Origin of the sequence: Kitasatospora sp. NPDC101801 (genome assembly GCF_044766665.1) — a bacterium.
GTDB lineage: Bacteria > Actinomycetota > Actinomycetes > Streptomycetales > Streptomycetaceae > Kitasatospora.
Window position 1 is genome coordinate 29,875 of the sequence record NZ_JBIWML010000029.1, and the last position, 25,279, is coordinate 55,153.

At 73.3% G+C, this 25,279-nt stretch carries 20 protein-coding genes; 9 read left to right on the forward strand and 11 right to left on the reverse strand.

All coding sequences use genetic code 11. From position 1 onward, the window contains the following. Window positions 1–154: 154 nt before the first annotated feature. Window positions 155–1,072 (reverse strand): AraC family transcriptional regulator, encoded by a 918-nt coding sequence (locus ACIRPK_RS26190; RefSeq protein ID WP_403042371.1) that lies wholly within the window; start codon window positions 1,070–1,072, stop codon window positions 155–157. A 99-nt stretch (window positions 1,073–1,171) separates the two neighbouring features. Between ACIRPK_RS26190 and ACIRPK_RS26195 the strand changes: the two genes are divergently transcribed. Both ACIRPK_RS26195 and ACIRPK_RS26200 read left to right on the forward strand, forming a co-directional pair. Beyond that, window positions 1,172–2,080: an MBL fold metallo-hydrolase gene (locus tag ACIRPK_RS26195; protein ID WP_403042374.1), complete on the forward strand. Its 909-nt coding sequence runs from the start codon at window positions 1,172–1,174 to the stop codon at window positions 2,078–2,080. Between the two features lie 64 nt (window positions 2,081–2,144). Then, window positions 2,145–2,585 carry a PPOX class F420-dependent oxidoreductase gene (locus ACIRPK_RS26200; protein ID WP_403042376.1) on the forward strand — a complete coding sequence of 147 codons (441 nt, stop codon included), beginning with the start codon at window positions 2,145–2,147 and terminating at the stop codon, window positions 2,583–2,585. A gap of 48 nt (window positions 2,586–2,633) precedes the next feature. On the opposite strand, the gene ACIRPK_RS26205 is transcribed toward ACIRPK_RS26200, so the two are convergent. Together ACIRPK_RS26205 and ACIRPK_RS26210 are read right to left on the reverse strand one after the other, a co-directional pair. Further along, window positions 2,634–3,275 carry an MBL fold metallo-hydrolase gene (locus tag ACIRPK_RS26205; protein WP_403042379.1) on the reverse strand — a complete coding sequence of 214 codons (642 nt, stop codon included), beginning with the start codon at window positions 3,273–3,275 and terminating at the stop codon, window positions 2,634–2,636. Beyond that, window positions 3,275–4,360: an S-(hydroxymethyl)mycothiol dehydrogenase gene (locus ACIRPK_RS26210; RefSeq protein WP_403042382.1), complete on the reverse strand. Its 1,086-nt coding sequence runs from the start codon at window positions 4,358–4,360 to the stop codon at window positions 3,275–3,277. The genes ACIRPK_RS26205 and ACIRPK_RS26210 overlap by 1 nt, the downstream gene beginning before the upstream one ends. A 183-nt stretch (window positions 4,361–4,543) precedes the next feature. Between ACIRPK_RS26210 and ACIRPK_RS26215 the strand changes: the two genes are divergently transcribed. From ACIRPK_RS26215 to ACIRPK_RS26230, 4 genes are all read left to right on the forward strand, one after another. Further along, window positions 4,544–5,272 (forward strand): hypothetical protein, encoded by a 729-nt coding sequence (locus ACIRPK_RS26215; RefSeq protein WP_403042384.1) that lies wholly within the window; start codon window positions 4,544–4,546, stop codon window positions 5,270–5,272. 200 nt (window positions 5,273–5,472) lie between these two features. Then, window positions 5,473–6,498, forward strand: coding sequence for an NAD-dependent epimerase/dehydratase family protein (locus ACIRPK_RS26220; RefSeq protein WP_403042386.1), 1,026 nt, complete (start codon window positions 5,473–5,475; stop codon window positions 6,496–6,498). Continuing rightward, a complete protein-coding gene (locus ACIRPK_RS26225) occupies window positions 6,495–7,199 on the forward strand; it encodes a maleylpyruvate isomerase family mycothiol-dependent enzyme (protein ID WP_403042388.1) in 705 nt (234 codons plus the stop codon). The genes ACIRPK_RS26220 and ACIRPK_RS26225 overlap by 4 nt, the downstream gene beginning before the upstream one ends. A gap of 120 nt (window positions 7,200–7,319) precedes the next feature. Then, complete coding sequence (locus ACIRPK_RS26230) at window positions 7,320–8,606, forward strand: ABC1 kinase family protein (protein WP_403042391.1); 1,287 nt, start codon at window positions 7,320–7,322, stop codon at window positions 8,604–8,606. An 88-nt stretch (window positions 8,607–8,694) separates the two neighbouring features. Here the strand turns inward: ACIRPK_RS26230 and ACIRPK_RS26235 are convergent, their stop codons facing one another. Together ACIRPK_RS26235 and ACIRPK_RS26240 are read right to left on the reverse strand one after the other, a co-directional pair. Then, the gene (locus ACIRPK_RS26235; protein ID WP_403042496.1) at window positions 8,695–9,471 is read right to left on the reverse strand and encodes a helix-turn-helix transcriptional regulator; all 777 of its coding nucleotides are present in this window, start codon (window positions 9,469–9,471) and stop codon (window positions 8,695–8,697) included. 133 nt (window positions 9,472–9,604) lie between these two features. Continuing rightward, complete coding sequence (locus ACIRPK_RS26240) at window positions 9,605–10,981, reverse strand: carotenoid oxygenase family protein (RefSeq protein WP_403042394.1); 1,377 nt, start codon at window positions 10,979–10,981, stop codon at window positions 9,605–9,607. A 76-nt stretch (window positions 10,982–11,057) separates the two neighbouring features. On the opposite strand from ACIRPK_RS26240, the gene ACIRPK_RS26245 reads away from it, so the two are divergent. Continuing rightward, window positions 11,058–11,699, forward strand: a complete 642-nt coding sequence (locus ACIRPK_RS26245) for a TetR/AcrR family transcriptional regulator (protein WP_403042397.1) — start codon at window positions 11,058–11,060, stop codon at window positions 11,697–11,699. 39 nt (window positions 11,700–11,738) lie between these two features. On the opposite strand, the gene ACIRPK_RS26250 is transcribed toward ACIRPK_RS26245, so the two are convergent. Next, window positions 11,739–12,710 (reverse strand): hypothetical protein, encoded by a 972-nt coding sequence (locus ACIRPK_RS26250; protein WP_403042399.1) that lies wholly within the window; start codon window positions 12,708–12,710, stop codon window positions 11,739–11,741. Between the two features lie 187 nt (window positions 12,711–12,897). On the opposite strand from ACIRPK_RS26250, the gene ACIRPK_RS26255 reads away from it, so the two are divergent. Continuing rightward, complete coding sequence (locus ACIRPK_RS26255; protein ID WP_403042402.1) at window positions 12,898–13,878, forward strand: DUF1702 family protein; 981 nt, start codon at window positions 12,898–12,900, stop codon at window positions 13,876–13,878. After that, on the forward strand, window positions 13,875–15,236 hold the full coding sequence (locus ACIRPK_RS26260; RefSeq protein WP_403042404.1) for a cytochrome P450: 1,362 nt from the start codon (window positions 13,875–13,877) through the stop codon (window positions 15,234–15,236). Before ACIRPK_RS26255 ends, ACIRPK_RS26260 begins: the two co-directional genes overlap by 4 nt. A 133-nt stretch (window positions 15,237–15,369) precedes the next feature. Here ACIRPK_RS26260 and ACIRPK_RS26265 read toward each other — a convergent pair whose 3' ends face one another. From ACIRPK_RS26265 to ACIRPK_RS26285, 5 genes are read right to left on the reverse strand one after another with little or no spacing between them, the layout of a single operon-like run. Further along, window positions 15,370–15,906 (reverse strand): flavin reductase family protein, encoded by a 537-nt coding sequence (locus ACIRPK_RS26265; protein ID WP_403042407.1) that lies wholly within the window; start codon window positions 15,904–15,906, stop codon window positions 15,370–15,372. A gap of 3 nt (window positions 15,907–15,909) precedes the next feature. Beyond that, window positions 15,910–16,395 carry an acyl-CoA thioesterase gene (locus ACIRPK_RS26270; protein ID WP_403042409.1) on the reverse strand — a complete coding sequence of 162 codons (486 nt, stop codon included), beginning with the start codon at window positions 16,393–16,395 and terminating at the stop codon, window positions 15,910–15,912. A gap of 2 nt (window positions 16,396–16,397) precedes the next feature. Then, on the reverse strand, window positions 16,398–22,274 hold the full coding sequence (locus ACIRPK_RS26275) for an SDR family NAD(P)-dependent oxidoreductase (protein WP_403042411.1): 5,877 nt from the start codon (window positions 22,272–22,274) through the stop codon (window positions 16,398–16,400). Continuing rightward, window positions 22,271–23,257: an enediyne biosynthesis protein gene (locus ACIRPK_RS26280; protein WP_403042414.1), complete on the reverse strand. Its 987-nt coding sequence runs from the start codon at window positions 23,255–23,257 to the stop codon at window positions 22,271–22,273. The genes ACIRPK_RS26275 and ACIRPK_RS26280 overlap by 4 nt, the downstream gene beginning before the upstream one ends. Next, on the reverse strand, window positions 23,254–25,179 hold the full coding sequence (locus tag ACIRPK_RS26285) for a CRTAC1 family protein (protein WP_403042417.1): 1,926 nt from the start codon (window positions 25,177–25,179) through the stop codon (window positions 23,254–23,256). Before ACIRPK_RS26285 ends, ACIRPK_RS26280 begins: the two co-directional genes overlap by 4 nt. Window positions 25,180–25,279: the final 100 nt, after the last annotated feature.

Here is a 25,279-nt window from a genome sequence, read left to right on the forward strand (position 1 = left end):
GGCGCAAAGCGGCACGGGCCAACAGCCGGTGCCGAAATGGATCCTTTGCGTGACTTATGGTGCCATTGCCGCGCTTTCCTCCCCGGGCACACCGGGCCCGGGACCGGGGGGCGCCTGAAGCGCACCCGCGCACACCTGGACAGCCGCACGCCCCTCAGGACACCGGCAGCGGCGGGCGGTCCTGGAGTTCGGTGCGGTAGCGGCCCGGGGTGGTGCCGAACTCGCGGTTGAAGGCGTGCGAGAAGGCGTACGGCCCGGCGTACCCGACCTGGTGGGCGATGGTGGCCAGCGGGTCGGCGGTGTCGCGGAGCAGGGTGGCGGCGTAGGTGAGACGCCACCAGGTGAGGTAGGCCATCGGGGGCCGGCCGACCAGGGTGGTGAAGCGACGGGCCAGGGTGGGGCGGGAGACCCCGGCCTCGGCGGCCAGCCGGTCGTTGGTCCAGGGGGCGGCCGGGTCGGAGTGCAGGGCACGCAGCGCGGCGGCGGTGACCGGGTCGCCCAGCGCGGCCGGCCAGGCCCCGGTGCTGGCCCCGGCCAGCCAGGCCCGGACCAGGTAGACCAGCAGGAGGTCGAGCAGGCTGGGCACGGCCAGACAGGCGCCCGGCCTGGCCTGTTCCAGCTCGCGCCCCAACAGGTCGATGGCGAAACGGAGTTCCGGATTGCTGCCGACCCGGTTGGGCAGCAGGACGACGTCCGGGAGCTCGGCCAGCAAGGGGTGCACGCGGCTGCGGTCCAGCCGGTACTTCCCGCACAGCAACTCCGTGCCACCCGGCGACGTGCTCCCGGCGTACTGCTCGAAGGGCACCGCGCGCGCCACGGTGGCCGGGCCGGCGGGCGAGTCGGCGATCACGTGGCCGGTGCCGTGCGGCAGCAGCACCGCGTCGCCCGGGCCCAGCGTGACCGGGTCGCCGCCGCCGTCCGGCAGCAGCCAGCAGCTGCCCTCCAGCACGACGTGGAAGCCCGCGCCGTCGTACGGGGCCAGCCTGGTGCACCAACTCCCCGCGACGCGCAGCCGGTTGGAGGAGGGGCGGCCGAGCCGGACGGCGGAGATCGCGTCGCTCACTACATCCATCGGGCCAGCATACGGTTCCTCGTGGGTGAGACGGACGCGTATTTCCTTGAGCACAGAAGGTATTGAGCTGCTCATCCGCTGCTCGATAGGGTCGTGATCATGGAGAACGAGAGCGTGCAGCGGATGATGCTGGGGGACGTCGAGGTCATCCGGCTGGTGGAGTGGCGGGGGACGTTCCTGCCGGCCGGTGACTTCGTGCCGGGGGCCGGGGCGGAGGTGTGGCGGGAGAACCGGGACTGGCTGACACCGGACCACTGGGAGGGCGAGGACGGCCGGGTCGCGGCCGCGTTGCAGACCTGGGTGCTGCGCAGCGGCGGCCGGACGGTGGTGGTCGACACCGGGGTGGGCAACGGGCGCGAGCGGCCGGGATCGGCGCTGTTCCACCGGTGGCAGGGGGACTTCCCGGGCCTGCTGGCCCGGGCCGGGATCGCCCCGGAGGAGGTCGACGTGGTGGTCAACACCCACCTGCACGTCGACCACGTGGGCTGGAACACCACGGCGGTGGACGGCGGTTGGGCCCCGACCTTCCCGAACGCCAGGTACCTGCTGCCGGCCGCCGACGACGCCTGGTTCGGCCCCGGCAACGGCTATGCCAGGGGTGGCCGGGTCGACGACCGGCTGCTCTACGAGGACAGCATCGCCCCGGTCCACCAGGCCGGACAGGCCGTGCTCTGGGAGGGCACCCACCGGATCGACGAACACCTCACCCTGGAGTCCGCCCCCGGGCACACCCCCGGCTCGGCGGTGCTGCGGCTGGCCTCGGGCGGCGACCGGGCGGTCTTCGTCGGGGACCTGGTGCACAGCCCGGTGCAGATCCTCCGGCCGGACTGCAGCAGCTGCTTCTGCCTGGACCCGGCCCAGGCGGCGGCCAGCCGCCGCCGGATCCTCGAACGGGCGGCGGACGAACGCGAGTTGGTGATCCCGGCGCACTTCGGCGGTGCGGGGGCGGTGGAGGTCAGGAAGGAGGGCGACGGATTCGCGCTCGGCCCTTGGGCGGCCTACCGCTGACGGGGCGCCAGGTCCGGGGCGTGAACGGCGTATCGCGCCCCTGCGGGGTGGGTACCTCCCGGGGATGACTGTGACATTCGAGGAGACCGTCCGGGCCCGGCTCCGAGCTCCCCACATCTGGTACGTCGGCACCGTGTTCGCCGACGGCGCCCCGCAGGTCAGCCCGATGTGGGTGGACCTGGAAGGGGAGGACGAGCTGATGTTCAACACCTCGGTGGGCCGGGTGAAGGAGGAGAACCTGCGCCGGGACCCGCGGGTCTACCTCTCGCACGCGGACTCCGCCGACCCCTACGACCGGGTGCAGATCAGCGGTGTGGTGAGCCGTTTCGTCGCGGGCGAGGAGGCACGGGAGCTGATGGACCGGCTGGCCCGCAAGTACCTGGGCAACGAGCGCTACGAGTGGATGCTGCCGGGTGAGCAGCGGATCGCGGTGATCGTCCGCCCGGTGAAGGTGCGTCACATCGTCGGGGTGGAGCGGTTCCGGCCCGGCGGGCCGGTGAGTTGACCGGGGGCGGGCCGGTCCGGGCGGCCGCCCGGACCGGCCCGGTCCGGGTCAGTGCCCGCGGGCCAACCACTCGGCGAGGTGCGGAGCCTCGGTGCCGATGGCGGTGGAGCCGCCGTGGCCGGTGCGCACGATGGTGTCCGGCGGGAGGGTGAGCAGCCGGGCGGTGATCGAGTCGACGATGGTGGGGAAGTCGGAGAAGGACCGGCCGGTGGCTCCCGGGCCGCCGGCGAACAGGGTGTCGCCGGTGAAGACGGTGCCCAGGCCGGGGGCGTACAGGCAGACGGCGCCGGGGGCGTGGCCGGGGGTGTGCAGGACCGTCAGTTCGGTGCCGGCCACGGTCAGCCGGTGGCCGTCGGGGAGCGGGCCGTCGGGGGCGCGGTCGGGGTGGGTCCGGTCCCAGAGCGGTCGGTCGGCCTCGTTCAGCAGGATCGGGGCGCCGGTCTTCGCGGCCAGCTCGGGGGCGGCGTTGACATGGTCGTCGTGGGCGTGGGTGCAGACGATGGCGACCACCCGGCGGTCGCCGACCGCGGCCGCGATGGCCTCGGCGTCGTGGGCGGCGTCGATCACCAGCACCTCGTGGTCGTCGCCGACCAGCCAGACGTTGTTGTCGACCTCCCAGGTGCCGCCGTCCAGCGAGAAGGTGCCGGCGGTGACCAGGTGCTCGATCCGGGGCGAGGGCTGAGCGGTCATCAGAACACCACCACCGAGCGGAGCACGTCGCCGCCGTGCATCCGGGCGAAGGCCTGCTCGACGCCGTCCAGCGGGATGGTCTCGGTGACGAAGGCGTCCAGGTCCAGCCGCCCCTGCCGGTAGAGGTCGATCAGCAGCGGGAAGTCCCGGCTGGGCAGGCAGTCCCCGTACCAGCTCGACTTGAGCGAGCCGCCCCGGCCGAAGACGTCCAGCAGCGGCAGTTCGAGCTTCATCTCCGGCGTGGGCACGCCGACCAGGACGACGGTGCCCGCCAGGTCGCGGGCGTAGAACGCCTGCTGGTACGTCTCCGGGCGGCCGACGGCGTCGATCACCACGTCCGCCCCGAAGCCGCCGGTCAGCTCGCGGATCGCCTCGACGGCTTCCGCCTGCCGGGAGTTGACGGTGTGGGTGGCGCCGAGGCCCCGGGCCAGCTCCAGCTTGCGGTCGTCGATGTCCACCGCGATGATCCGGGCCGCCCCGGCCAGCCGGGAGCCCGCGATCGCGGCGCCGCCGACCCCGCCGCAGCCGATCACCGCGACGCTGTCGCCCCGGCCGACCGCGCCGGTGTTCAGCGCGGCGCCCAGACCGGCCATCACGCCGCAGCCGAGCAGCCCGGCGGCGGCGGGGGAGGCGGCCGGGTCGACCTTGGTGCACTGCCCGGCCGCGACCAGGGTCTTCTCGGCGAACGCGCCGATGCCCAGCGCGGGGGAGAGCTCGGTGCCGTCCAGCAGCGTCATCCGCTGGGTCGCGTTGTGGGTGGCGAAGCAGTACCAGGGCCGGCCGCGCCGGCAGGCCCGGCACTGGCCGCAGACCGCACGCCAGTTGAGGATCACGAAGTCACCCGGGGCGACCTCGGTGACGCCCTCGCCGACCGACTCCACCAGGCCGGCCGCCTCGTGGCCGAGCAGGAACGGGAACTCGTCGTTGATCCCGCCCTCACGGTAGTGCAGATCGGTGTGGCAGACCCCGCAGGCCTGCACCTTCACCACCGCCTCGCCCGGGCCCGGATCGGGCACCACGATGGTCTCCACCCGGACGGGCTCGCCCTTCGCTCGGGCGATGACACCCTGGACCTGCTGGGACATGGCTGGAAACCCCTTCGTCGGCCGGCCGGGGAACCCACGGCTCCCTCCCGTCGGCAAGGTTACGCAACCGCCACCCGTCCGGCCCCGCGGCTGGCTGGTGTCCCCGATTTCGGTGCGGATCCCCCCTTGTGCGAGCGCCGTCACCCCTGGAAGATTCCTGGCAGCCGGCACCGAGGAGGGCAAGTGGCCGCACGGCGGTACTGGTTCGTGCTCGTGCTGTTCGGCGTGCTGCTCGCGGTCTCGCTGCCGCTGTACCGGCTGCCCGGCACCCGCTGCGGACGGGCGGCCGACACCGTCTGCGGCGTGCCGGCGCACGCGACCGGCGGCATCCTCGGCACCGGGGAGCTGGCCCACCCGGGCCGGCTGGCGGCGTTCTGGGCCGTCGCGCTGCTGCTCGCGCTCTGGCTGACGTTCCGTCGGTACCGCCGGGCCGGCCGGCTGCGGCGGGCGCTGCCCGCGCTGCTGGCGATGGTGCTGCTCGGCGGTGCGGCGGCCGCGCTGACGGTGACCGACTGGCACGGCTTCCGCTCGCCGAACGCCGCCCTCGGCTCGGCCCAGCTGCTGATCTTCCACGGCGCCACCCCGCTGCTGGTCTCGGCCGCCGCGCTGTTCCTGCTGGCGGCGGCCGAACGCAGCAGCTGGCTGCTGCTGTTCTCGCTCGGGTACGCGGCACTGGCCTACGGCCTCGCCACCTACGACGCGTTCCACCTGCTGGAGCTGGTCCGCCTGCCGGTGGACGAGACCGCCGACCGGTGGGGCGTCCGGCAGTGCCTGGCGCTCGCGATCCCGGCCGGGGTGCTGCTGGTGGGCGGTGCGGTGGCCGCGCTGGCCGGGCGCAGCTCACGCCCGACGGGCCGGCACGCCCGGGGCGGGGTGGCGGCGGTGGCCCCGCGCGGGGTGCCGCAGCGCTGACGCCCGGCCGGCCGGAAATCCGGCGGGGCACGCTGCGAGAAGTCCCGACGGTCCCGGCTGACCCACGATGGCTGCGGTGCCTGCCCGGACCTGTGGGCCGGAGGTGACCGTCGCTGCGCCGCCCGGCCGCCGGACTCCGGCCCGCCGGGACGGCCGCGCCGCTCGCCGGGCCGTCGAGAGGAGTTCTCATGCTGGTCTGCGTGACGGGGGGCACCGGCTTCGTCGGGGCCCATTCGGTGGCAGCCGTGCTGCGCGCCGGGTGCCGGGTCCGGCTGCTGGTCCGTGATCCGGCCGCCGTGGAGCGGTCGTTGGCGCCGCTCGGGGTCGATCCGGCCGGTCTTGAGCTGGTGGTCGGCGACGTCACCGACGAGGGGGCGGTGGCCGAGGCGGTCAAGGGTGCGGAGGTGGTGCTGCACGCCGCCTCGGTGTACTCCTTCGACAGCCGGCGCCGGAGCGAGCTGCGGCGCACCAACGTGCGGGGCACCGAACTCGTGCTGGCCGCCGGGCGGGCGAGCGGTGCCCGGCGGGTGGTCCACGTGTCGAGCGTCGGCGCGCTGTTCCCGGCCGCCGGGCCGGTCATCCGGACCGACTCGCCGGTGGGGCGGCCCCGGGAGGCGTACCTGGCGACCAAGGCGGCGGCCGAGCAGGTGGCCCGCCGGCACCAGCAGGAGGGCGCGCCGGTGGTGATCAGCTACCCGCCCGCACTGCTCGGGCCGGACGACCCGTACCTGGGGGACCAGAACGCCCGGCTGCGCAACGAGTTGCGGGGTCTGATGCCGCTCTGGCCGGGTGGCGGTCTCCCGCTGGGGGACGTCCGGGACACCGCGGCCCTGCACGCGGCGCTGGTGACCGGGACGGCCGGTCCAGCGACCCGGCAGTTCGGCCCGCAGCACTTCCTGACCACCCGTCGGTACGTCGAGACGGTCCGGGAGGTCACCGGGCGGCAGCTGCCCGCGATGTACCTGCCGGCCCGGGCGATGCTGCCGTTCGGCCTGCTGACCGGGGTGGTGCAGCGGGTCTGGCCCTGGCACATCCCGGCCGAGTACGGCGCCGTCTACACCTGCGCGGTGGCCGCACCGGCCGAGGGCGGCACCGAACACGGCATCGCCGCCCGGCCGTTGGCGGAGACGATGGCCGACACCATCGCCTGGCTGCACGCCCGGGGCCGGCTGAGCCGGGCCCAGGCAGGCCGGGCGGCGGACCGGCCGACGGCGGTGCGCGGATGACCGCCACCGGCGTCGCCCCGGGCGGCTGGGAGCGGCTGCCGGCCCGCCTCGGCTACGACCGGATCCGGCAGAACGTAATCGAACTGGTCAGTGAGAGGTCGGAGTTGGCGACCGTCACCGTCCCGGCCTGCCACGGGTGGACGGTCCGCGATCTGGTCGACCACCTGGTGGACGTCTGCCGGCAGGTCACCCTGGGGATCCAGGTGCTGCCGCTGCGGCACCCCGAGCCGGACGGTGCGGCCGGGGTGCCGGAGCTGCTGGAGCGGTGGACGGAGCTGTCCGAGCTGCTGCCGCCGCTCACCGAGGGGCTGCGCGGTCCGATCATGACGATGGACGCCCTGACCCACGAACTCGACCTGCGGCGGGCGATCGGCGCGCCGGTGCCGCTCGACCATCCCGCCTACCCGGGCTCGCTGGACCTGGTGGCGCTCGGCATGGGCCTCACGGTGGCCGAACTCGGCCTGCCCGCCATGCGGGTGCGGTCGGGCGGTCAGGAGTGGCGGGTCGGCCCGGGGGAGCCCGGGGTGACGGTGAGCGGGCACCACCACGACGTGTTCCGCTCGCTCACCGGGCGGCGGACCCTCGACCAGATCGGCGCGCTGTCCTGGAGCGGCCCCGCCGAGCGCTGGCTGCCGGCCTTCACCTGGTGGCCGTTCAGCCCGCCCGCCGAGCCCACCGAGCAGGCCGTGCAAGCGCGTTGAGAGGGCCGGGAACCAAGAGCGGGCACGTCAGGAGAAGTCCGGGGGGCCGCGGGAGCTGAGTATCTGTAGGGCCGTCCTGATGCAGTCGGCGCCGAGCACAGCTGACGAGGGGAGAGCCTCATGGGTGACGCGGGCACGGATCGGATCGGCCTCGGCCGGCGGGGGATGCGGATCGGCTGGGTGGCGCTGCGGCACACCGCCGCCGCGCTGGGCGGGGCGGCGTTCCGGCGGGGTCGGGGCGGGTCGGTGGCCGGCCGGCTGGCGCGGCAGGCTCCGGCGATGCTGACCGAGTTGGGCCCGTTCTATGTCAAGGTGGGCCAACTGCTCAGTACTCGCCGGGACTTGCTGCCTGAGCAGTGGTGCGACGAGCTGGGCCGGCTGACCGACACGGTGCCGCCGCCGACGCGGGCGGAGCTGGCGGCGGTGCTGGCCGAGGAGTTCGGGCCGGAGGCCGAGTGGCCGTTCGACACGTTCGACTGGGAGCCGGTCGGCAGCGGCAGCATCGCGACCGTGCACCGCGCGGTGCTGACCGACGGCCGGGTGGTGGCGGTGAAGATCCGGCGGCCCGGGATCGTGCCGCTGATGAGCAGTGACTTCCGGCTGGCCGGTGCGTTCGCCCGGGCGGCAGGCCGGCTGCCCGGCCTGCGCCGGCTGCCGGCCGAGGAGATGCTCGGGCAGATCGGGACCGCCGTACTGGCCCAGGCCGACCTGGCTGCGGAACGGGAGTCGCTGGCCCGGCTGCGCGGCAACCTGGCCGCGGTGAAGGGCGTACGGCTGCCCGAGCCGATCGAGGGGTTCGGCGGCGACCGGGTGCTGGTGATGGAGTTCCTGGACGACCTGCGGGAGTTCCGCCCGGAGCCGTATCTGCCGGAACAGCGCCGGGACGCGATGCAGCGGGTGCTGCGGGCGGTCTACCAGATGCTCTTCCTGGACGGGCTGGTGCACTGCGACCTGCACCCGGGGAACCTGCGGCTGGACGGGGCGGGCGAGGTGGTGCTGCTGGACGCCGGGTTCGTGGTCCGGCTGCCCGACCGGGTGCGCAGGCACTTCGGGGAGTTCTTCCTGCGGATGGCGCTCGGCGAGGGCCGCCGGTGCGCGGACATCGTGATCGAGAGTGCCGCCCGGGTGCCGGTGGACTGCGACCTGGAGGCGTTCCGGACCGAGGTGGAGAAGCTGGTCGGGGACGCGTCGGCGGTGGTGGCGGCGGAGTTCAACCTCGCGGCGTTCGCGCCGCGGCTGTTCAAGCTGCAGCGGCGGTTCGGGATCTTCGCCGCCGCGGAGTTCGCGTTCCCGCTGCTGTCCCTGCTGGTGCTGGAGGGCATGATCCACAGCTTCGATCCTGGGGTGGACTTCCAGGGGGAGGCGGTCCCGGTGCTGATGCTGGCCTTCGGTGCGGCAGAGGGCTGAGTCGACAGCCAACGGCGGGCGGTGCGCGCCGACGCCGTTCGCTGAGCGGGGACGGTCCGGCCCACCGCCCCGGTGCTGCGGTCCGGTGTCAGCCGGATCTTCTGACGCCGGGTGCGCGGGCGAGCTGCACCGCCCGCTGGGCCGGCCGCAGGACGTTCAGCGGCTGCCGGCCGTCGAGTTCGGGCAGCGCCAGCAGGATCGGGATGTCCAGCTTGCCGAGCGGGCGGGTCATCACGTCGGCCTCCACCGTCCCACCGCCGGAGATCACCACCGGAAGGTGCGAGGAGCCGACGAAGAGCGGCTGACGCACCCAGGGGCGGGGTTCGAGCGGGGCCCGGGAGACCACGGCGGCCCGGACGTACCACTGGCCGTCGGGCAACCCGGTGAGCCGGTACGGGCCGGTCTTGTCGAGGACGTCGCAGGCCTTCGGCTGACCCTCGGGGATCGACTCCTTGAAGGCGGCCACGTAGATCCGGATCGGCAGCTCGGTCTCGGGGACGTACAACTCGCCCTGGACGGTGCCGCTGTGTCCGGTGGGCCGCCCCGGGCGCAGTGCGCTCGGGGTGCCGTCCATGCCGAGCTCGGACAGCATCCGGAACCTGGCCGGCGGGACGCCGACGCTGCGGGTGAAGCGGCTGGTGAACGTGCCGAGACTGTTGTACCCGACCATGAAGGAGATGTCGGTGACACTGGCCGACGTCTCCAACAGTAACTTCTTCGCCATACAGAGCCGAATGGCGGCCAGAAAGCGGCTGGGTGAGGTTCCGGTGAGTGTGCGGAACACCCGGGAGAAGTAGAACTTGCTCAATATCGCGCTGTCCGCGATATCGGTGAGGGTGAGGGGTTCGTCAAAGCGTTCCCACATCGTGGCGATGGCCCGTTCGACAGCGTCATGCAAGGAATCTCTCCATTCCCGATGGGTGGATGTCCTATTTGTGCTGCTGCATTGGGGGCCGAGCCTAGCGATGAGGTGTCATGTCCGCAATGGTGCCTGCGGGTCAACTCCCGGTGCACAGTTGAGAATTCGCCACCCACTGGGTGTGAAGTCCGTGCGGCACCCGGACCGGCAGCGGGACGACGGCCACCGGCGGCCCGCTGAAGCGGGTCGAGTCGAGGACGATCAGTTCGCCGCGGTCGGTGGCGGTGTCGTGCACCAGGCTGAGCAGCCAGCCGTCGCCCTCGGGGGCGTGGGCGCCGCGCGGCACGAAGACCGCCTCGCCGGCCTCCCGGCCGGGCCCGACCCGGTGCACCTCGGTGTGCCCGGTGAGCAGGTCGTGGCGGAGGAGCTCGGGCCCGGCCAGCGCGCCGGCCCGCTCCGGGTGCAGGCCGACGGTGACGGCCCAGCGGTTCGGCGAGCCGGCGTAGCGGTCGTCGATCCGGGGGAACTCCTGGGCGCGGCCGTCGAGTCGGCGCTCCAGCACGGTGCCGTGCCGGTGGTCGACGGTCCACCGCCACAGGGCCGGGGTCGACTCGCCGGGGTGCAGCGGGTCGCGGTCGAAGACCCGCTCGTGCCGGATCACGTCGATCACCGTGCGGCCGCCCTGCTCGTAGGCGTTCACCGGGTGGAAGACGAAGCAGGGGTCGATCTCCAGCCAGCGGACGTCCGCGTCCCGGCCGCCGCGCGGCAGGATGCCGAGCCGGGCGCCGTGGCCCTCGTCCCAGGTGTAGGGGACCCGGGAGCCGGCCGCGGCCGCGCTCGGGTCGAAGGTGACCGGCAGGTCGTAGATGATCGCGTGCCGGTCGGTCAGCGAGAAGGCGTGCACCATCGGGGCGCCCTTGACGGTGATCGGCTCGGCCCGGCTGACCCGGCCGCGCGCGTCCACGGTCAGGTAGGTCAGTTGCGGCTGGCCGAACTGGTGGGCCACCGCGTGCAGTTCACCGGTCAGCGGGTCGGCCACCGGGTGCGCGGCGAAGCCGGCCGGCAGGGTGCCGTCGAAGTCGTGCCGGGCCAGCGTCTCCAACTGCTCGCCCAGCCGGAACGGGAGCGCGCCGCCGTCGCCGAGCGCCAGGGTGCGGCCCGCGTGCCGGACCAGCCCGGCGTTGGTGTTGTCGCACAGCCCGGCGGCCGGGCCCGGGGTGGGGAGTTCGCCCAGGGAGCGGGTGACCCGGTCGGTGCGCAGCCAGCGGTTGCGGTACCACTCGGCGCGGCCGTCGCGCAGCCGCAGGCCGTGCACCATCGCGTCGCCCGCGAAGGCGTGGTCGGTGGCCGGGTCGTGGGCGCCGAGCGGGTTGGCGCCGATCCGCAGCAGGGTGCCGTCGAGGCCGGCCGGGAGCCGTCCGAGCACCGGCAGGCCGTGCTCGGTGACCTCCTCGGCGACCGGGCGGTAGGCGCCGGCCAGCAGGTGGGTGGTGCCGTGGGTGCGACGGGCGGTCATCTGGTGCCCCCTTGCATATCGGCGTTATATAACTCTGTTCTGTAAAGGTTCCTGCTGTCGTGAGAGGATGTCAAGAGTGAGCCCCCGTCAGATCGACCCCACCCTGGCCCCCCAACTCCTGCGGGCCGCAGCCAAGTTGCTCGCCGAGGAGGGGCCCAAGGCGCTGTCGACCCGGCGGCTGGCGGCCGAGGTGGGCACCTCCACGATGGCCGTCTACACCCACTTCGGCGGCAAGGGCGACCTGGTCAGGGCGATGGTGCGGGAGGGCTTCAGCTACCTCAACCGCAGCCTCACCGAGGTGGCCGAGACGGCCGACCCGGTGGCCGACATCGGCGCGCTCGGCTGGGCGTACCGGCGCAACGCGCGGGAGCACTGGCACCTCTACAGCGTGATGTTCGGCGGATCGGTGCTCAGTGGCTTCTCGCTCACCGACGACGACCGGCAGCACGGGCGCTACACGCTGGAGACCCTGGTCGGTGCGGTGGCCCGGTGCATGACGGCCGGCCGGCTGTCGCCCGGCGACCCGCAGGCGGTGGCACACCAGCTGTGGATCGCCCTGCACGGCCTGGTCACCCTGGAGTTCGGCGGCTACCTGGTGCCCCCGTACGACGCGGACAGCTGCTTCGAGGCCCAGGTGGCCGGGCTGCTGATGGGCGCGGGCGGTGAGCCCGGGGCCACCCTGGCCTCGATGGTGCGGGCACGCGAACGGCGGGCCTGAGCGCGGTCGCGCCCGGGCCCGCCGTCGGCCGGTCGGTGGTCAGTTGTTCCAGGGGGCGGTGGGGAACCAGAGGTAGTCGAGCCGGCCGAGCACCCGGACGTCCCAGTAGACCAGGGTGAAGACGCCGGCCACGAGGAAGGCGGCCGCCGTCACCGCCGCCACCCGGCCGGGCGAGGCGCTCAACCACCGTTGCAGCGGGCCGCCCAGGGCGTACGTCAGGACCAGCACCAGCAGCGACATCACCACGATGTTGCCGAGCGACTGGAGGGTGAAGGCGGCCGCGCCGTACAGCGGGTTGTGGGTGCTCGCCGCGTGCCGGAACAGGTCCCGGAACAGCGGGTAGGGGCGGCCGATCAGGAAGCCGCCGACCAAGGCGCCGAGCAGCACCATCGGGGCGTTCGGGAACCGCCGGGAGAGCGGGCCGAGCGGGTCCTTGAGCAGGCCGGCGGCGGCCAGGCCGAGCACGGTCATCACCAGGCCGATCAGGCCGAAGGTGATCATGGACTGCAGGCTGCGGGCCGACAGCGTGCCGGCCGGGCTGCTCGCGGTGGAGAACTGCGGCATCCGGGTGCCGACCAGGCCGACCAGCGCGCCGTACGCGGCGGAGACCGGGATCATCCCGGCCGCCATCCAGCCCAGCGGGCGGACGGTGTGCAGGAACCGGTCCCGACGGCTGGTCAGTTCGCCCAGCATCGGGCCGACCGCGCCGAAGACCGCGATGTTGCAGGCGGTGAAGGAGCCGGCCAGGCCGGTGACGAAGGCGAACACCACCCCGGTGGCGATCCCGGCGATCGGCGTCTTGTGGGCGTCGTGGCCGAGCAGCGCGTTGGCGGTGGTGGTGCCGATCTCGGTGTCCACGAACTTCGCGGACCAGGCGTAGGAGAGGAACAGGCCGAAGCCGACGCTGAGGAGCACCACCAGCATCCGGCGGCGCGGGAAGGTGCCGTTGACGAAGAGTGAGGTTCGGGAGGTCCCTGTGGCGGGTGTCGAAACGACGCGGAGATCGCTCACGTTTGCTGCTCTTCCGGTGGGGTTTTCAGGACAGGACGGCTTGATTCTGGGTGTCCCGGTGCGGCCCGGCTTCTTCGCACGTGCCCTTGCCAGGGCACGTTCGGAGTAGGCGGAAAACCCGTCAGGCGACCAGGATTTCGGTTGGACAGCTGTGACCGTTCGGCAGCCCGATTCCTCGGAGGGAACCATGGCGGGTTCTTGGCGTGCGCTCAGGCGCAGAATTCTGACCCCTGATCATTCGGAGACGAAGCTCTCCGAGCGGGGATTCCACGAGAAGAGCGTGCAATCCCGGGAGTTGCTCGAGACGGTCGGCTCGACCTTCCTCACCGGCTACGGCTACGTGATGGAATCGCGCACCGTCGCCGAGGCCGAACTCCGGCTGGAGGGCGTGCCGGACCAGTTCCGCGGCTTCGCCTACGAAGGTGCGGCGATGGGTGCCGCGATGCTGGACGGGCTGCCGTTCGGCAACGGCCGCAAGGTGGCCGAGCTGCTGGCCGGTCGCGGCCGGCAGCACAGCTACATGGCCTACGTCGGGGTCGGCTGGGCGATGGCCAGGCTGCCCCGGTTCCGCTGGGCCGCGATCACCCCGCCGGACCCGCTGCTGCGCTGGCTGGTGCTGGACGGCTACGGGTTCCACCAGGCGTACTTCCACACCCGGAAGTACGTCCACGAGCACTACCAGGAGCCGGACTTCCCGTGGCCGGTGGACGGTTCGGCCGACTACCGGAACCGGGCGATCGACCAGGGCATCGGCCGCGCCGCCTGGTTCGTGGCGGGCACCGCGCCGGACGTGGTGGCCGACCTGCTGGACCGCTTCCCGGCGCACCGGCGGCCCGACCTCTACAGCGGCGCGGGGCTGGCCGCCACCTACGCGGGCGGCGGGGACCAGGGCGAGCTGGCGGTGTTCTGGGAGCGGGCGGCCGGGTACCGTCCGCAGGTCGCGCAGGCGTCCGCGTTCGCCGCCACCGCCCGGGTGGAGGCGGGTCTGGTCACGCCGCACACCGAGCTGGCGGCCCGGTTCTTCTGCGACCTGACGCCCCGTGAGGCGGCCGCGCTGTGCGACAAGGCTCGGCCGGAGCCCGGTCCGGACGGCGCGGTGCCGGCCTACGAGCTGTGGCGGCAGCGGATCGCGGCGGAGCTGGCCGAGCACCGTGACGTGACCGCGTGACCGCGCCCGCGCGGGCCAGGCGGCTGCCGCCGGGGCCGCCCGCCTCCCGGACCGTCGGGCTGCTGGCCAGGATGGCCAGGGACCGGCTCTCGGTGATGACCTCGGCGGCGCTGACCTACGGCGACGCCGTCCGGCTGCCGCTCGGCCCGAAGACGCTGTTCTTCTTCAACCACCCCGACCACGCCAAGCGGGTGCTGGCGGACAACGCCGCCAACTACCACAAGGGCATCGGCCTGGTGCACGCCCGGCGGGCCCTCGGGGACGGGCTGCTGACCAGCGAGGGTGAGCTCTGGCGGGCCCAACGCAAGGTGATCCAGCCGGTGTTCCAGCCCCGGCGGATCTCCCGGCAGACCGGGGTGATCGCCGAGGAGGCGGCCAAGCTGGTGGCCCGGCTGCGCTCGCTGGCGGGCACAGGGCCGGTGGACATCCGGGCGGAGATGACCGGGCTCACCCTCGGCATCCTCGGCCGCACCCTGCTGGACGCCGACCTCGGTGTGTACGAGTCGATCGGTGAGTCCTTCGAGGTGGTCCAGGACCAGGCGATCTTCGAGATGATGTCGCTGAGCGCCGTCCCGTCCTGGCTGCCGCTGCCGCAGCAGCGCCGGTTCCGGCGGGCCCGGGCCGATCTGGAGCGGATCACCGGCCAGTTGGCCGCCGAGCGGGCCGCGCACCCGAGCGCGGACGGCGACGACGTGCTGTCCCGGCTGATCGAGGCGACCGCCGCCGAGCCGGACGAGGCGGTCCGGCGGCAGCGGATGCGGGACGAGCTGGTCACCCTGCTGCTGGCCGGGCACGAGACCACCGCCTCGACGCTGAGCTGGACCTTCCTGCTGCTCGACCAGCACCCGCTGGTCTGGGAGAAGGTCCGGGCCGAGGTGGTCGAAGTGCTCGGCGACCGCCCGCCGGAGGCCGAGGACCTGCACCGGCTCAGCTACACCTCGATGGTGCTGGAGGAGGTGATGCGGCTCTACCCGCCGGTCTGGATCCTGCCCAGGAAGGCCCAGCAGGAGGACGAGATCGGCGGCTTCCACGTCCCGGCCGGCGCGGAGGTGCTGGTCTGCCCGTACACCCTGCACCGGCACCCCGAGTTCTGGGACGCGCCGGACCGCTTCGACCCGGAGCGGTTCGCGCCGGGCCGGGCGGCCGGGCGGCACCGCTACAGCTACATCCCGTTCGGGGCCGGGCCGCGCTACTGCGTCGGCAGCAGCCTGGGCATGCTGGAGGCGACCGTGGTGCTCGCCGCGGTGGTCCGCGAACTCCGGCTGGCCAAGGCCCCGGGCTACGTGCCCAAGCCGGAGCCGATGCTCACCCTGCGGGTTCAGGGCGGGCTGCCGATGACCGTCCACCCGGTCGACTGACCCGTACCCAGCACGGAGCGCCCGGCCGGAGTCCCCGGCCGGGCGCTCCGTGCTGGGTACGGTGACGGGCCGGCACGCCGGAAGCCGGTGTCTCCCCGGGTGGGGAGGCACCGGCTTCCCGGGGCGACCGCGGTCAGTCGGGCAGGCGGTGGAAGCCGCCGGCGAAGAACAGCAGCGGGTCGTCCGCGGGCGGGCGCCCGATGTCCAGCACCGAGCCGAGGAAGATCGAGTGGTCGCCGCCGTCGTACTCGGCGGTCAGCTCGCACTCCAGCCAGGCCTGCGCGCCGACCAGCACCGGGGCCCCGGTGAAGCGACCAGGCGTGGTCTCGACGGCGTCGAACTCCTGGGCGCCGCGCGGGCGGTGGCGGTCGGCGAAGTGCCGGGCCGCCTTCTCCTGCGAGCCGGAGAGCACCGAGACCGCGAACGCCCGCTCGGCCAGGATGGTCTCGTGCACGGCGGCCGTGCGGACCACGCAGACCAGGATCACCGCCGGATCGAGCGAGACCGAGGCGAAGGAGTTCGCCGTCATCCCCCGGGGCTCCGCCCGGCCGGCCGTCAGCACCGTCACGCCGGTGGCGAACCGGCCCAGCACGCCGCGCAGTTCGGTCCGGTCCTGGACCGGCCGGACCGCAGTGGGCCGGCCGCCGGGCAGTCTGTCGATGGACGTCATCGGCTACACCTCGCTCGGGACGAGGACGGGCCTGACGGCCCGTCCGGCGGGGCCGCCGGGCGCGACGGCGTACGGTTCGAGCGCCTTGCGCAGCGCCTCCGGCACCCGGGTCGGCCGGGTGTCGTTGTTCGGGCCGCGCATGCACGCCACCCGCTGCCGGCCCCGGGCGACCAGCAGCTCGCCACCCGCCTCGGGCAGTTTCACGTAGTCGAAGGTGAAGCCGACCTGGGTCTGCGTCAGGTCCTCCAGCCGCATCCGGATCGACAGCTCGTCGAAGGCGGTGATCTCGGCGAAGAACTCGCAGTCCACCTTGAGGGTGAACAGCTTCAGGTCGGCGCGGATGTCCTCCAGCACCTCGGGGGCCATCTCCCGCAGGAACATCTCCCGGCAACGCCCCTGCCAGCGCAGGTAGTTGACGTAGTAGACATTGCCCACCAGGTTGGTCTCCTCGAAGCCGACCAGGTGGCGGTACTCGTAGAACGGCTGCACGGTCACTCCTCGGATTCCGTCGACAGGGCGAACATCACCGGCAGCTCCACCCCGTGCAGGGCGGTCGGGAAGGTCGCCACCAGGGCATCGCCGGAGCGCAGCACCACCCAGCGGTCCGGGGTGTCCGGCAGCTCGGCCAGGGTCAGCGCGACCTGGGCCCGGCCGGTCTTGCGCAGGCACTCGGTGGCGCCCCAGACCCGGGCCGCCGCCTGGGAGAGCGGCTCGCCCGACTCGCCGGCCACCAGCTCGGCCAGCGTGAAGCCGTCCGGGCCGAGCAGTGCGGCCCAGTCGGCCGGGGCGCGGTCCGCCACCGGCTCGACGTCACAGCCCACCGGCAGGTCGCCGAGCACCGCGAAGGTGACCCCGCCGCCGTGCGAGGAGCTGACCCGGGTGCCGCCGTCGATCTCCGGCCGGCCGTCCGGGCGGTAGCGCACCGCGGTCTCCCGGCCGAGCGCCCAGCCGACCGCCCTGGCGGTCCGCTCGCGGCGCATCGCCACGCCCCGCACGGCCAGTTCGCCGTCGGGCAGCACGATCCCGCGCACCGGGGAGCCGAGCAGCAGCTCGGCCCGCCGCTCCAGGTAGCCGCCGAGCAGCGCGGGCTGCCAGGGGCCGGTGCCGTCCAGCTTGCGCACCGCCTGCAGCTTCAGCCCCTCCCAGCGCTCGACCAGCACACCGTCCTGGTCGCGCACGTCGAGGTCGTACAGGTAGGTGTCGCCGACCTTGGAGCGCTCGACGGCGTGCAGGGTGACCTGCTTCTCGGTCCGGACCGCCGTCGGGTCGGCCAGGTGCAGCCGCTCGACGCTGACCGGAAGCAGGGTGGCGTCCGGCACGCAGCACTGGATCGAGTGCATCAGCGCGTCCCGGGTGCCAGGGTCGGCGAGCACCAGCTCGTGCGGCAGGTAGCCGGCGAACCAGTTCGCGGTGGCGGCGTTGGAGATCTCCGCGACGCAGCCCTTGGCCGCCAACGCGCGGTAGCCGAGCAGGCGTTGGAACCGTCCGCCCTGGAAGAGCACCGGTCCGTAGAGATCCCGGGCCGGGTCCAGCGGGACCTGCGGGGCGTCCTCGGCGAGCGGCCGGGGCGCACCGTCCAGCGGGGCCGGGCGGCCGTACCGCAGGGTGGCCCGGAAGTGGTCCGCCTGGAAGCCGGTCTCGCTGCTGCGGAGCACCGCCTGCACCGTGTCGGCGTCCCTGGCCAGCACCGCGACCCGGAGCGTGACGGTACCGGTCACCGGGACCACGATCGGCCGGAGGAACTCCATGTTCTCCAGCGTCGGGGTGCCCGGCTGCCCGGAGACCGCCGAGGCGGCCTGCGCCATCGCCTCCATGCCCAGCACGGCGGGGTAGAGCAGGTCCCCGTCCAGCAGGTGGTCGGCCAGGTACGGGTCGCCCGCGGCCGACAGGTCGGCGTCGGCGACCAGTTCGATGCCCGGGTAGTACGCCTGCGGCCGCTCCAGGAAGCGCAGCAGCGGCAGTTCGCCCCGGCCGACGTCCAGGGTGGGCAGTCCGCCGGCCCGGCCCATCACGACCAGCGCGGTCGGCGCGGTGGGGTCGGCGAGCAGCTGCTTGAGCTGCGCCACCCCCTGCTCGGTCGGGATCGGTTCGATGCCCTCGCGGATCAGCGACTCCAGCACGCCGAGCCGCTCGCCCATCCCGGCCCCGGACCAGACCGACCACTCCAGGGCCAGGCAGCGGCAGTCCGGGTTCTCCTGCCCGACCTGCCGGGTCAGTTCGGTGAGCCAGTCGTTGGCGGTGGCGTAGTCCGCCTCGCCGCGCAGACCGGCCCGGCCGATGATCGAGCCGAAGGTGACCAGCAGCCGCAGGGTCGCCGGGTCGACGGCGGCCAGCACGGTCTCCAGGCCGGTGATCTTGGTGGCCAGGGTGCGCCGGAACGCGTCCTCGTCCAGGGTGGCCAGCCCGTGCGGCTCGTTGCGGCCCGCGCCGTGCAGCACGGCGGAGACCGGGCCGAGCGCGCGGCCGATCTCCTCGACCGCGTCCTTCACCTGGTCGGCCGAGGTGACGTCGGCCCGGGCGTAGTGGAAGATCACGCCCGCCTCGGTCATCCGGGCCAGGTTGGCGGCCAACTCCTGGTCCTGCGCCGGGTCCGAGCGGCCCAGCAGGCCGATCGCGGCACCCGTCTCCAGGGCCAGTTCGAGCGCGCACTCGGCGGTGATGCCCTTGCCGCCACCGGTGACCAGCAGCACGTCCGCCCCGTCCAGGGCCGGGCGGGCCGAGGCCGGGTCCGGGGCCGGCCGGGGCCGCAGCACCGGCACCCGGCGGACGTCCTCCGGGGTGTAACTCACCTCAGCGAACCCGGCGGTGCCGGCCACGTCGGCGGTGATCAGCGCGCTCAGTTCGGCCGCCCGGGCCGCCGACAGGTCGTCGGGCAGGGGCAGGGTGACCAGCGTGGTGGTGATGTCGGGGGCCTCCAGGTGCAGCGTCTTGGTCAGCCCGGCGGCGCCGCGCCGGTCGCCGACCGCGACGAACCGGCCGGTGCCCGCGCCCGCCTCGGTGAGCGCCGCCCGGGCGGCGGCCAGCATCAGCGCCGCGTGCTCGGGCCCGCAGTCCCTCGGCAGGCAGAGCAGCACGCCGCCGCCGAGACCGGCCTCGATGAGCGTCCGGTGCAGCGCGTCGGCCAGCGGGTGCCGGTCGGAGGCGAACAGCTGCCAGCGGCCGCCGGTGTCGGCGCTCCGGGAGGCGGGTGCCGGGGTCGGGACCAGCTCGACCTCGAACGCCCGGACCCAGGGCGCGACCCCCGGGGCGATCCGGGACGGCTCCGTCCCGTCCCCGCCGGTCTCTGCCAACTCGTCCAGCAAAGCGGCCAGTTCGGCCAGCGTGGAGGTGGCGAAGGCGGAGGTGACCAGCGGGGCGGTGAAGCCCATCTCCTGGGCCGCCTGGTTCATGATCTGACCCACCGTGATCGAGCTGAGGTGCAGCTCGTCCAGCGGGTTCATGTCCGGGCCGACCGCCGCGAGCGGCAGCTCGGCCCGGTCGGCGGCCAGCCGGAGCAGCACCTCCAGGCTGCTCCCGGCCGGCTCGGCGCCGGGCGCCGGCACGGCCGGGGCGGTGACGGCGGCGCCGACGGCCACGGGGGCCGCCACCGGCCGCTGGGCCGGGACGGCCGCCAGCACGAAGTCGCCCTCGGGAGAGGTCTCGCAGGGGCTGGCGAAGAAGCTGAACTCCTTGTCCAGCGGCAGCGGCCGGGTGAACCGGTCGCGGAACAGCTCCGCGTGCCTGACCGGCGCGCCGAGCGTGAACGCCGCCGCCACCGCCGCGAACAGCCCGGCCAGCGAGGTGCTGTCGGACTCCAGCGAGACGGTCGGCACGGTCGGGGCGATCTCGGCCGCCAGGCCGCGCAGCACCCGGCCCGGGCCGACCTCCACCAGCAGGTCGACCTCGGCCGCCAGTTCCCGGACCGCCTCGTCGAACCGCACCGGGTCCAGCACCTGACGGGTCAGCAGTTCCACCGGGTCCACGTCGGAGGGGAGTTCGGTCGCGGTGACGGTGGAGAACATCCGGCCGGTCAGCGGCGCGAAGGTCTCGGTCGCCAGGTGCGCCCGCAGGCCCTCGGCGGCCGGTGCGACCGCCACCGAGTGGAAGGCGTGCGAGACGTTGATCCGGGCGGTGCCGAAGCCCGCCGCGGCGGCCTTGGCGCAGACCCGCTCGACCGCGTCCACCGGCCCCGACACCACGGTCTGGGACGGGCTGTTGTACCCGGCGATCACCACCGGCTCGCCCGTCAACAGCGGGGTGACCAGTGCGGCCTCCGCCGCGATGCCCGCCATCGTGCCGTTGCCGTCACTGGCGTCCGCCATGATCCGGCCCCGGGCGGCGGCCACCCGGAGCAGGGCGGTCTCGTCCATCGCACCGGCCCAGTGCAGCGCGGTGACCTCGCCGAGGCTGTGCCCGGCCGCGCCGACGGCCTCGATGCCGAGCGCGGAGAGCACCCGCAGCCCGGCGACCGAGGCGGTGACGATCCGGGGCTGGGCCACCGCGGTGGCGACCTGGTCGCCACCGGTGGGCAGGGCGTGGGTCCGGTAGAGCTCGTCCACCGAGGCGAACCTGCGGCGGACCGCGCCGCCGTCGCCGCGCCGCCCGGCACCCTGGCCGGGGAACAGGAAGCCGATCCGCGGCGTGAGCGCCGAATTGCCCAGGTACACCCCGCCGTTCGGGTCCAGCACCGAGCGGGCGCCGGAGTCCAGCAGGGTCAGCAGCTTGGCGAAGCGCTGCTCGGCCTGCTCGGGGCTGCTCGCCACCACCGCCGCGCGGATCGGCCGGTCGGCCAGCTCCTGCTGCAGGGTGGCGGCCAGGTCACCGAGCTCGGCGAACGACAGCCGGGGGCTCAGGGCGGCCAGTCGGGCCACCCGGCCGCGCAGCTCGGCCATGCTGCCGGCGTCCACCAGCAGCAGTTCGACGTCCTGCCGGGAGGCGACCAGGCGGCGGGTGGTGCGGCCGACGTCGGTCTTCCGGACCCCGTCGGCGTGCTCCACCACCACGTGCGCGTTGATGCCGCCGAAGCCCATCGAGGAGACCCCGGCCCGGACCGGTGCGTCCGTCGGCCAGAGCTCGGCGTGGTCCGGCACCCGCAGGGCCGGGCGCTCGCCGGTCAGCTCCGGGTGCGGGTCGACGTGGCTGGTGGCGGGCGGGATGATCTGGTGCCGGACGGCCAGCACGGCCTTGAGCAGCCCGGCCACCCCGGCGGCCGCCTTGGTGTGGCCGAAGTTGCCCTTGACCGTGCTGATCGCGGCGGGCGGTGCGGTCGGGTCGGCGGCCCGGCGGGCCTCGCCGAAGGCGCGCAGCTCGATGGCGTCGCCGACCGCGGTGCCGGTGCCGTGGCCCTCGAAGTACGACACCGTCTCGATGCCGAACCCGGCCGTGGCGTAGGCGCGGTCGAGTGCCAGCCGGTGGCCGCTGGCCTCCGGGCGGGTGATGCCGCCCTTGCCGTCCGAGGAGTAGCCCCAGCCGGCGATCGAGGCGTACCTGAACCGCTGCTCGGCCTGCGCGTCCTGATCGCGCATCAGGACCATCATCCCGCAGCCCTCGCCCGGCCAGAAGCCGTTTGAGCCCTTGTCGTAGACCCGCATCTCGCCGGTGGCCAGCGCGCCGGTCTTGGCGAAGCCGATCACCTCGAACGGGTCGATCGAGAGGTCGACGCCGCCGACCACGGCCACGTCCAGCCGCCCGTCCACCAGCGCGTCGCAGGCGGTGGCGACCGACAGCAGCGAGGAGGAGCAGGCTCCGTCGACGGTGAACCCGCCGCCCTTGAAGTCGAAGTGGTTGCAGATCCGGCCGGCGATGGTGTTGGCCAGGCCGCCGGCCAGGGTGTCCTCGCCGATCGGCGGGAACGGGCTCTTGTAGCGCTCCTCGAGCCCGGCCAGGAAACCGGCCAACGCGGCGTCGTCCCAGCCCTGTTCGCGGAGCGCGGCGCCGACCGTGCGGCGCACGTACGGCCAGCGCAGCCGCATCAGGTTGGCCCGGCTGAACTCGCCGGTCAGGGTGTTGCCGATGATGACCCCGGTGTTGGAGTCGGCGAGCCCGGCGCCGAGCGGGAAGCCGGCGTCCTCCAGGGCCCGGGCGGCGGTGTCCAGCGCCAGCCAGTGGGTCATGTCGGTGGCCCGGTAGGTGGAGCCGGCCACCCGGTACTTGACCCGGTCGAACTCGAAGCCCTCGATCACCGCGGCCTTGGCCGAGTAGAACTTGTCCGGCGCGGCCGGGTCCGGGTCGTAGTAGTCCTCGGCCCGCATCCGCTCGTCCGGCAGGCGGCGGAACGCCCGGCGGCCGGTGAGCACGTTCTGCCAGAGCTGGCCCGGCGAGTCCGCGTCGGGGTAGCGGCAGGCGATGCCGACCACCGCGATCCTGGCCGGGTTGGGAGTGGAGGTCATGCGGCCACCGCCTCGGAGCCGGTCTTCTTGCCCAGCTCGGCGGCGATGCTGTCGCCGAGCCCGTTGCCGGCGGAGGACTCCGGGGCCCGGTAACGCTTGATCAGATGAGCCACCCACCAGCCGGCCCCGCGCACACCGCAGACCACGGTGACCGCGAAGAACAGCGTGTAGACGACGTTGAAGAGCATCAGCACGCCGTAGGTCATGGCGACCCAGGAGCCGAACATGAACTGGTTCTTGGCCTTCGAGGGCGTGGTGCCCGGGTCGCTGATCATGTAGTTGGTGAACAGCACGAAGGCGACCCCGCTCATCGGGCCGAGCGCCGAGAAGATCGCCACGTCCCAGATCCAGTGCCGCAGCAGCGCCTGGATCACGAAGCCGCCGAGCCAGCCGACGATCAGCGCGACCTTCTTGGTCAGCATCGCGTTGATCACGGTGCCGGAGGTGACGATGATCAGCGGGATGGCCACCCGGAAGAAGGTGTTGGCGTTCTCGGTGAACTCGTACGGCGGCGCGATGCTGACCCAGGAGCCGAAGCAGACCAGGCTCATGGTGATGCCGAAGTTGGACGGGTTCATGAAGTGCCGCATCCGGCCGGCCACCGGCGCCTGCAGCGCGTGCTTGCCGGCCACCCCGACCACGGTGCCGAAGATCACCGGCAGGATCTGGTCGTTGGCGTAGAGCAGCATGTTCACCGCGAGGGCGGTGATGTGCGAGGGCAGCAGGAACTCGTACAGGCCGCGCATCCCGTTGCCCCGGAAGCGCGCACCGCGCTTCTGCGCCCAGGCGCTGAGCACCTCGAAGGCGAGCTCGGTGGCGTACGCGGTGCCCACCGCGACGAAGGGCCACAGCCACGGCTGTTCGAAGCCGAGCAGGGTGTAGCCGAAGGCGTTGAAGATCGAGATCGAGATGGCGAAGTTCCGCAGCGCGAGGTAGCGCGGGTCCTTGGCGGCGGGGGTCGGCAGGGCGACGGCGGTACTCATCGGCTCGGAACCTCCTGGACGTCGCTGGTCAGCTGGAGCGTGTGGGTGCCGGGGGTCAACTGAACGTCCTTCATGTGCAACTGGCCGGTCGCGTCCCGCCAGCAGAGCTCGACGGTGGCCGGACCCTGGTAGTCGCCGAGACCGAAGTGCACGTCGAAGCTCCGGAAGCCGCCGTGGCCGCTGCCGCCGTCGAGCTGGGAGATCTGGGTGCCGCGGGGTGTGGTGACCTTGACGGTGGCGTTGTAGGCCGGGCTGCCGGTGTTCACCAGGCCCTGGCCGGCGCCCTCGGTGCCGGTCGGCCGGTACAGCCGCAGGTCGAGGTGGTTGCCGGGCCGGGGCGCCTGGTTGGCGTAGAACGCGGGCGGGCCCCACTGGCGGGCCACCGCGAAGTCCAGCAGGCCGCTGCCGGTGGTGTCGCCGGTGGCGATGGCCCGGGTCGGGGTGGGCACCGCGAGTCCGAGCTGCTTGCTGATGTTGGCGTAGGTGCCGCTCGGCGTCTTGGCGTAGAAGGCCAGCTCGTCGTCGCCGGCCAGGTCGTCACCGGGCTGGACGTTGGGCCACATCCGGGGGTTGGAGAGCAGGTCGTCGTTGGTCATGGCCATCTCCTGGAGCCACGGCCACCGGTCGATCTCGCCCTTCACGAAGCCGTCGGCCTGCAGGATCGCCAGGTCGCCGTCGTTGCGGAAGTCGGCCATCTTGGTGTCCCAGCCCCAGCCGGTCCAGGCCACGCCGTGCTCGCGGGCCTCCTGGGTGAACGGCGCGACGTCCCGCTGGAGGTAGTCGCGCATCTCCTCGTTGTTCTTCGCCTGGTTGATCCAGAGGAAGTTGGACTCCTCCAGGCCCCAGGCGGCGGTGATGTTGCTGACCATGATGTCGAAGCTGCCGTTGTGGTTGACGTCGGCGAAGTCGACGCCCATGCCCTTGAACGAACCCTTGCCGAGCACGAAGGACTTGGGGGTGGTGGAGTCACGCTGTCCGGTGGCCTCGGTGAACTCGATCCGGCCCGGCGTCGAGCGGTTGTGCAGCAGGTGGGCGTGGCCGAAGTCGTTGGCGATGTACAGGTCCGGCAGACCCTGCCCGGTCAGGTCGGCGCCCGCGATGGCCAGCGTCCAGCCGGTGGAGGCGTCGAACGGGATGGCGGCCCGCTCCTCGGTGAAGAAGGCGTCCGGCTCCGTCCCGGTGGTGGACTTGACCCAGCGCAGCACGTGGTCGCCACCGGCGTTGCGCGCGCTGGAGAGCGAGTCGTTCATGTGCACGTTGTTGAGGCCCTGCGGGTCCAGCACGTCCGAGTCGGGGAAGTAGTTCCCGATCACGATGTCCGGGTGGCCGTCGCCGTCCAGGTCGCCGACGTAGGCCGCGTCGGTGTTCCAGCGCGGGCCGTGGTACTTGCCGTCCAGCGACTGGGAGGGCACCACCTCGCGCGGCGTGTAGCTGTCCGCGGCCGGCCCGGTGGCGTCGGAGTTCGCCAGGAACAGGACCGGGGTGCGGCCCCAGTAGGTGGCCAGCAGGTCCATCCGGCCGTCGGCGTTGAAGTCGCCGGGGGTGCAGCCGGTCGGGGCCATCGCGGCGTCCATCGGCAGCGGGGCGGCGTTCAGCACGAACGGGGTGAACCGGTCGCCGGCCCGGGCGGTGGGCGTGTAGGTCACCACGATCTGGTCGGTCCTGGTGTCGACGATGCACATCCCGTCGGCCCGGCCGTGCCCGGTGAGGTCGTTGATGGCGATGCCGGCGCCGACCGAGGAGACCCAGGACCGGATCTTCTCGTACGACGGGTTAACCGTGCGGACGGTGTTCATCTTCTGCGACTCGTACCCGGGCGGGAAGGCGATCGGCAGCTCGGTGAACTTGTACTGCGTGGCGACCTCCTCGCCGCCGGCCACGGCGACCGAGCCCCGGACGGCGATGAAGAGTGACGCGGTCACCACCACCGTCGCCACTCCCGGAATGAGTCTACGAATTCGCTCGCGATACAAGACGTTCCCCTCTCCGTGCAGGTATCCGCACAGTAATAACAATGTGATG

Bases quoted from the DNA above. Each gene is read 5' to 3' on its own strand.
- ACIRPK_RS26200 (WP_403042376.1), top strand. From the start codon at position 2,145: ATGACTGTGACATTCGAGGAGACCGTCCGGGCCCGGCTCCGAGCTCCC.
- ACIRPK_RS26230 (WP_403042391.1), top strand. From the start codon at position 7,320: ATGGGTGACGCGGGCACGGATCGGATCGGCCTCGGCCGGCGGGGGATG.
- ACIRPK_RS26225 (WP_403042388.1), top strand. From the start codon at position 6,495: ATGACCGCCACCGGCGTCGCCCCGGGCGGCTGGGAGCGGCTGCCGGCC.
- ACIRPK_RS26275 (WP_403042411.1), bottom strand. From the start codon at position 22,274: ATGACCTCCACTCCCAACCCGGCCAGGATCGCGGTGGTCGGCATCGCC.
- ACIRPK_RS26265 (WP_403042407.1), bottom strand. From the start codon at position 15,906: ATGACGTCCATCGACAGACTGCCCGGCGGCCGGCCCACTGCGGTCCGG.
- ACIRPK_RS26205 (WP_403042379.1), bottom strand. From the start codon at position 3,275: ATGACCGCTCAGCCCTCGCCCCGGATCGAGCACCTGGTCACCGCCGGC.
- ACIRPK_RS26190 (WP_403042371.1), bottom strand. From the start codon at position 1,072: ATGGATGTAGTGAGCGACGCGATCTCCGCCGTCCGGCTCGGCCGCCCC.
- ACIRPK_RS26210 (WP_403042382.1), bottom strand. From the start codon at position 4,360: ATGTCCCAGCAGGTCCAGGGTGTCATCGCCCGAGCGAAGGGCGAGCCC.
- ACIRPK_RS26240 (WP_403042394.1), bottom strand. From the start codon at position 10,981: ATGACCGCCCGTCGCACCCACGGCACCACCCACCTGCTGGCCGGCGCC.
- ACIRPK_RS26280 (WP_403042414.1), bottom strand. From the start codon at position 23,257: ATGAGTACCGCCGTCGCCCTGCCGACCCCCGCCGCCAAGGACCCGCGC.
- ACIRPK_RS26235 (WP_403042496.1), bottom strand. From the start codon at position 9,471: ATGTGGGAACGCTTTGACGAACCCCTCACCCTCACCGATATCGCGGAC.
- ACIRPK_RS26195 (WP_403042374.1), top strand. From the start codon at position 1,172: ATGGAGAACGAGAGCGTGCAGCGGATGATGCTGGGGGACGTCGAGGTC.
- ACIRPK_RS26255 (WP_403042402.1), top strand. From the start codon at position 12,898: ATGGCGGGTTCTTGGCGTGCGCTCAGGCGCAGAATTCTGACCCCTGAT.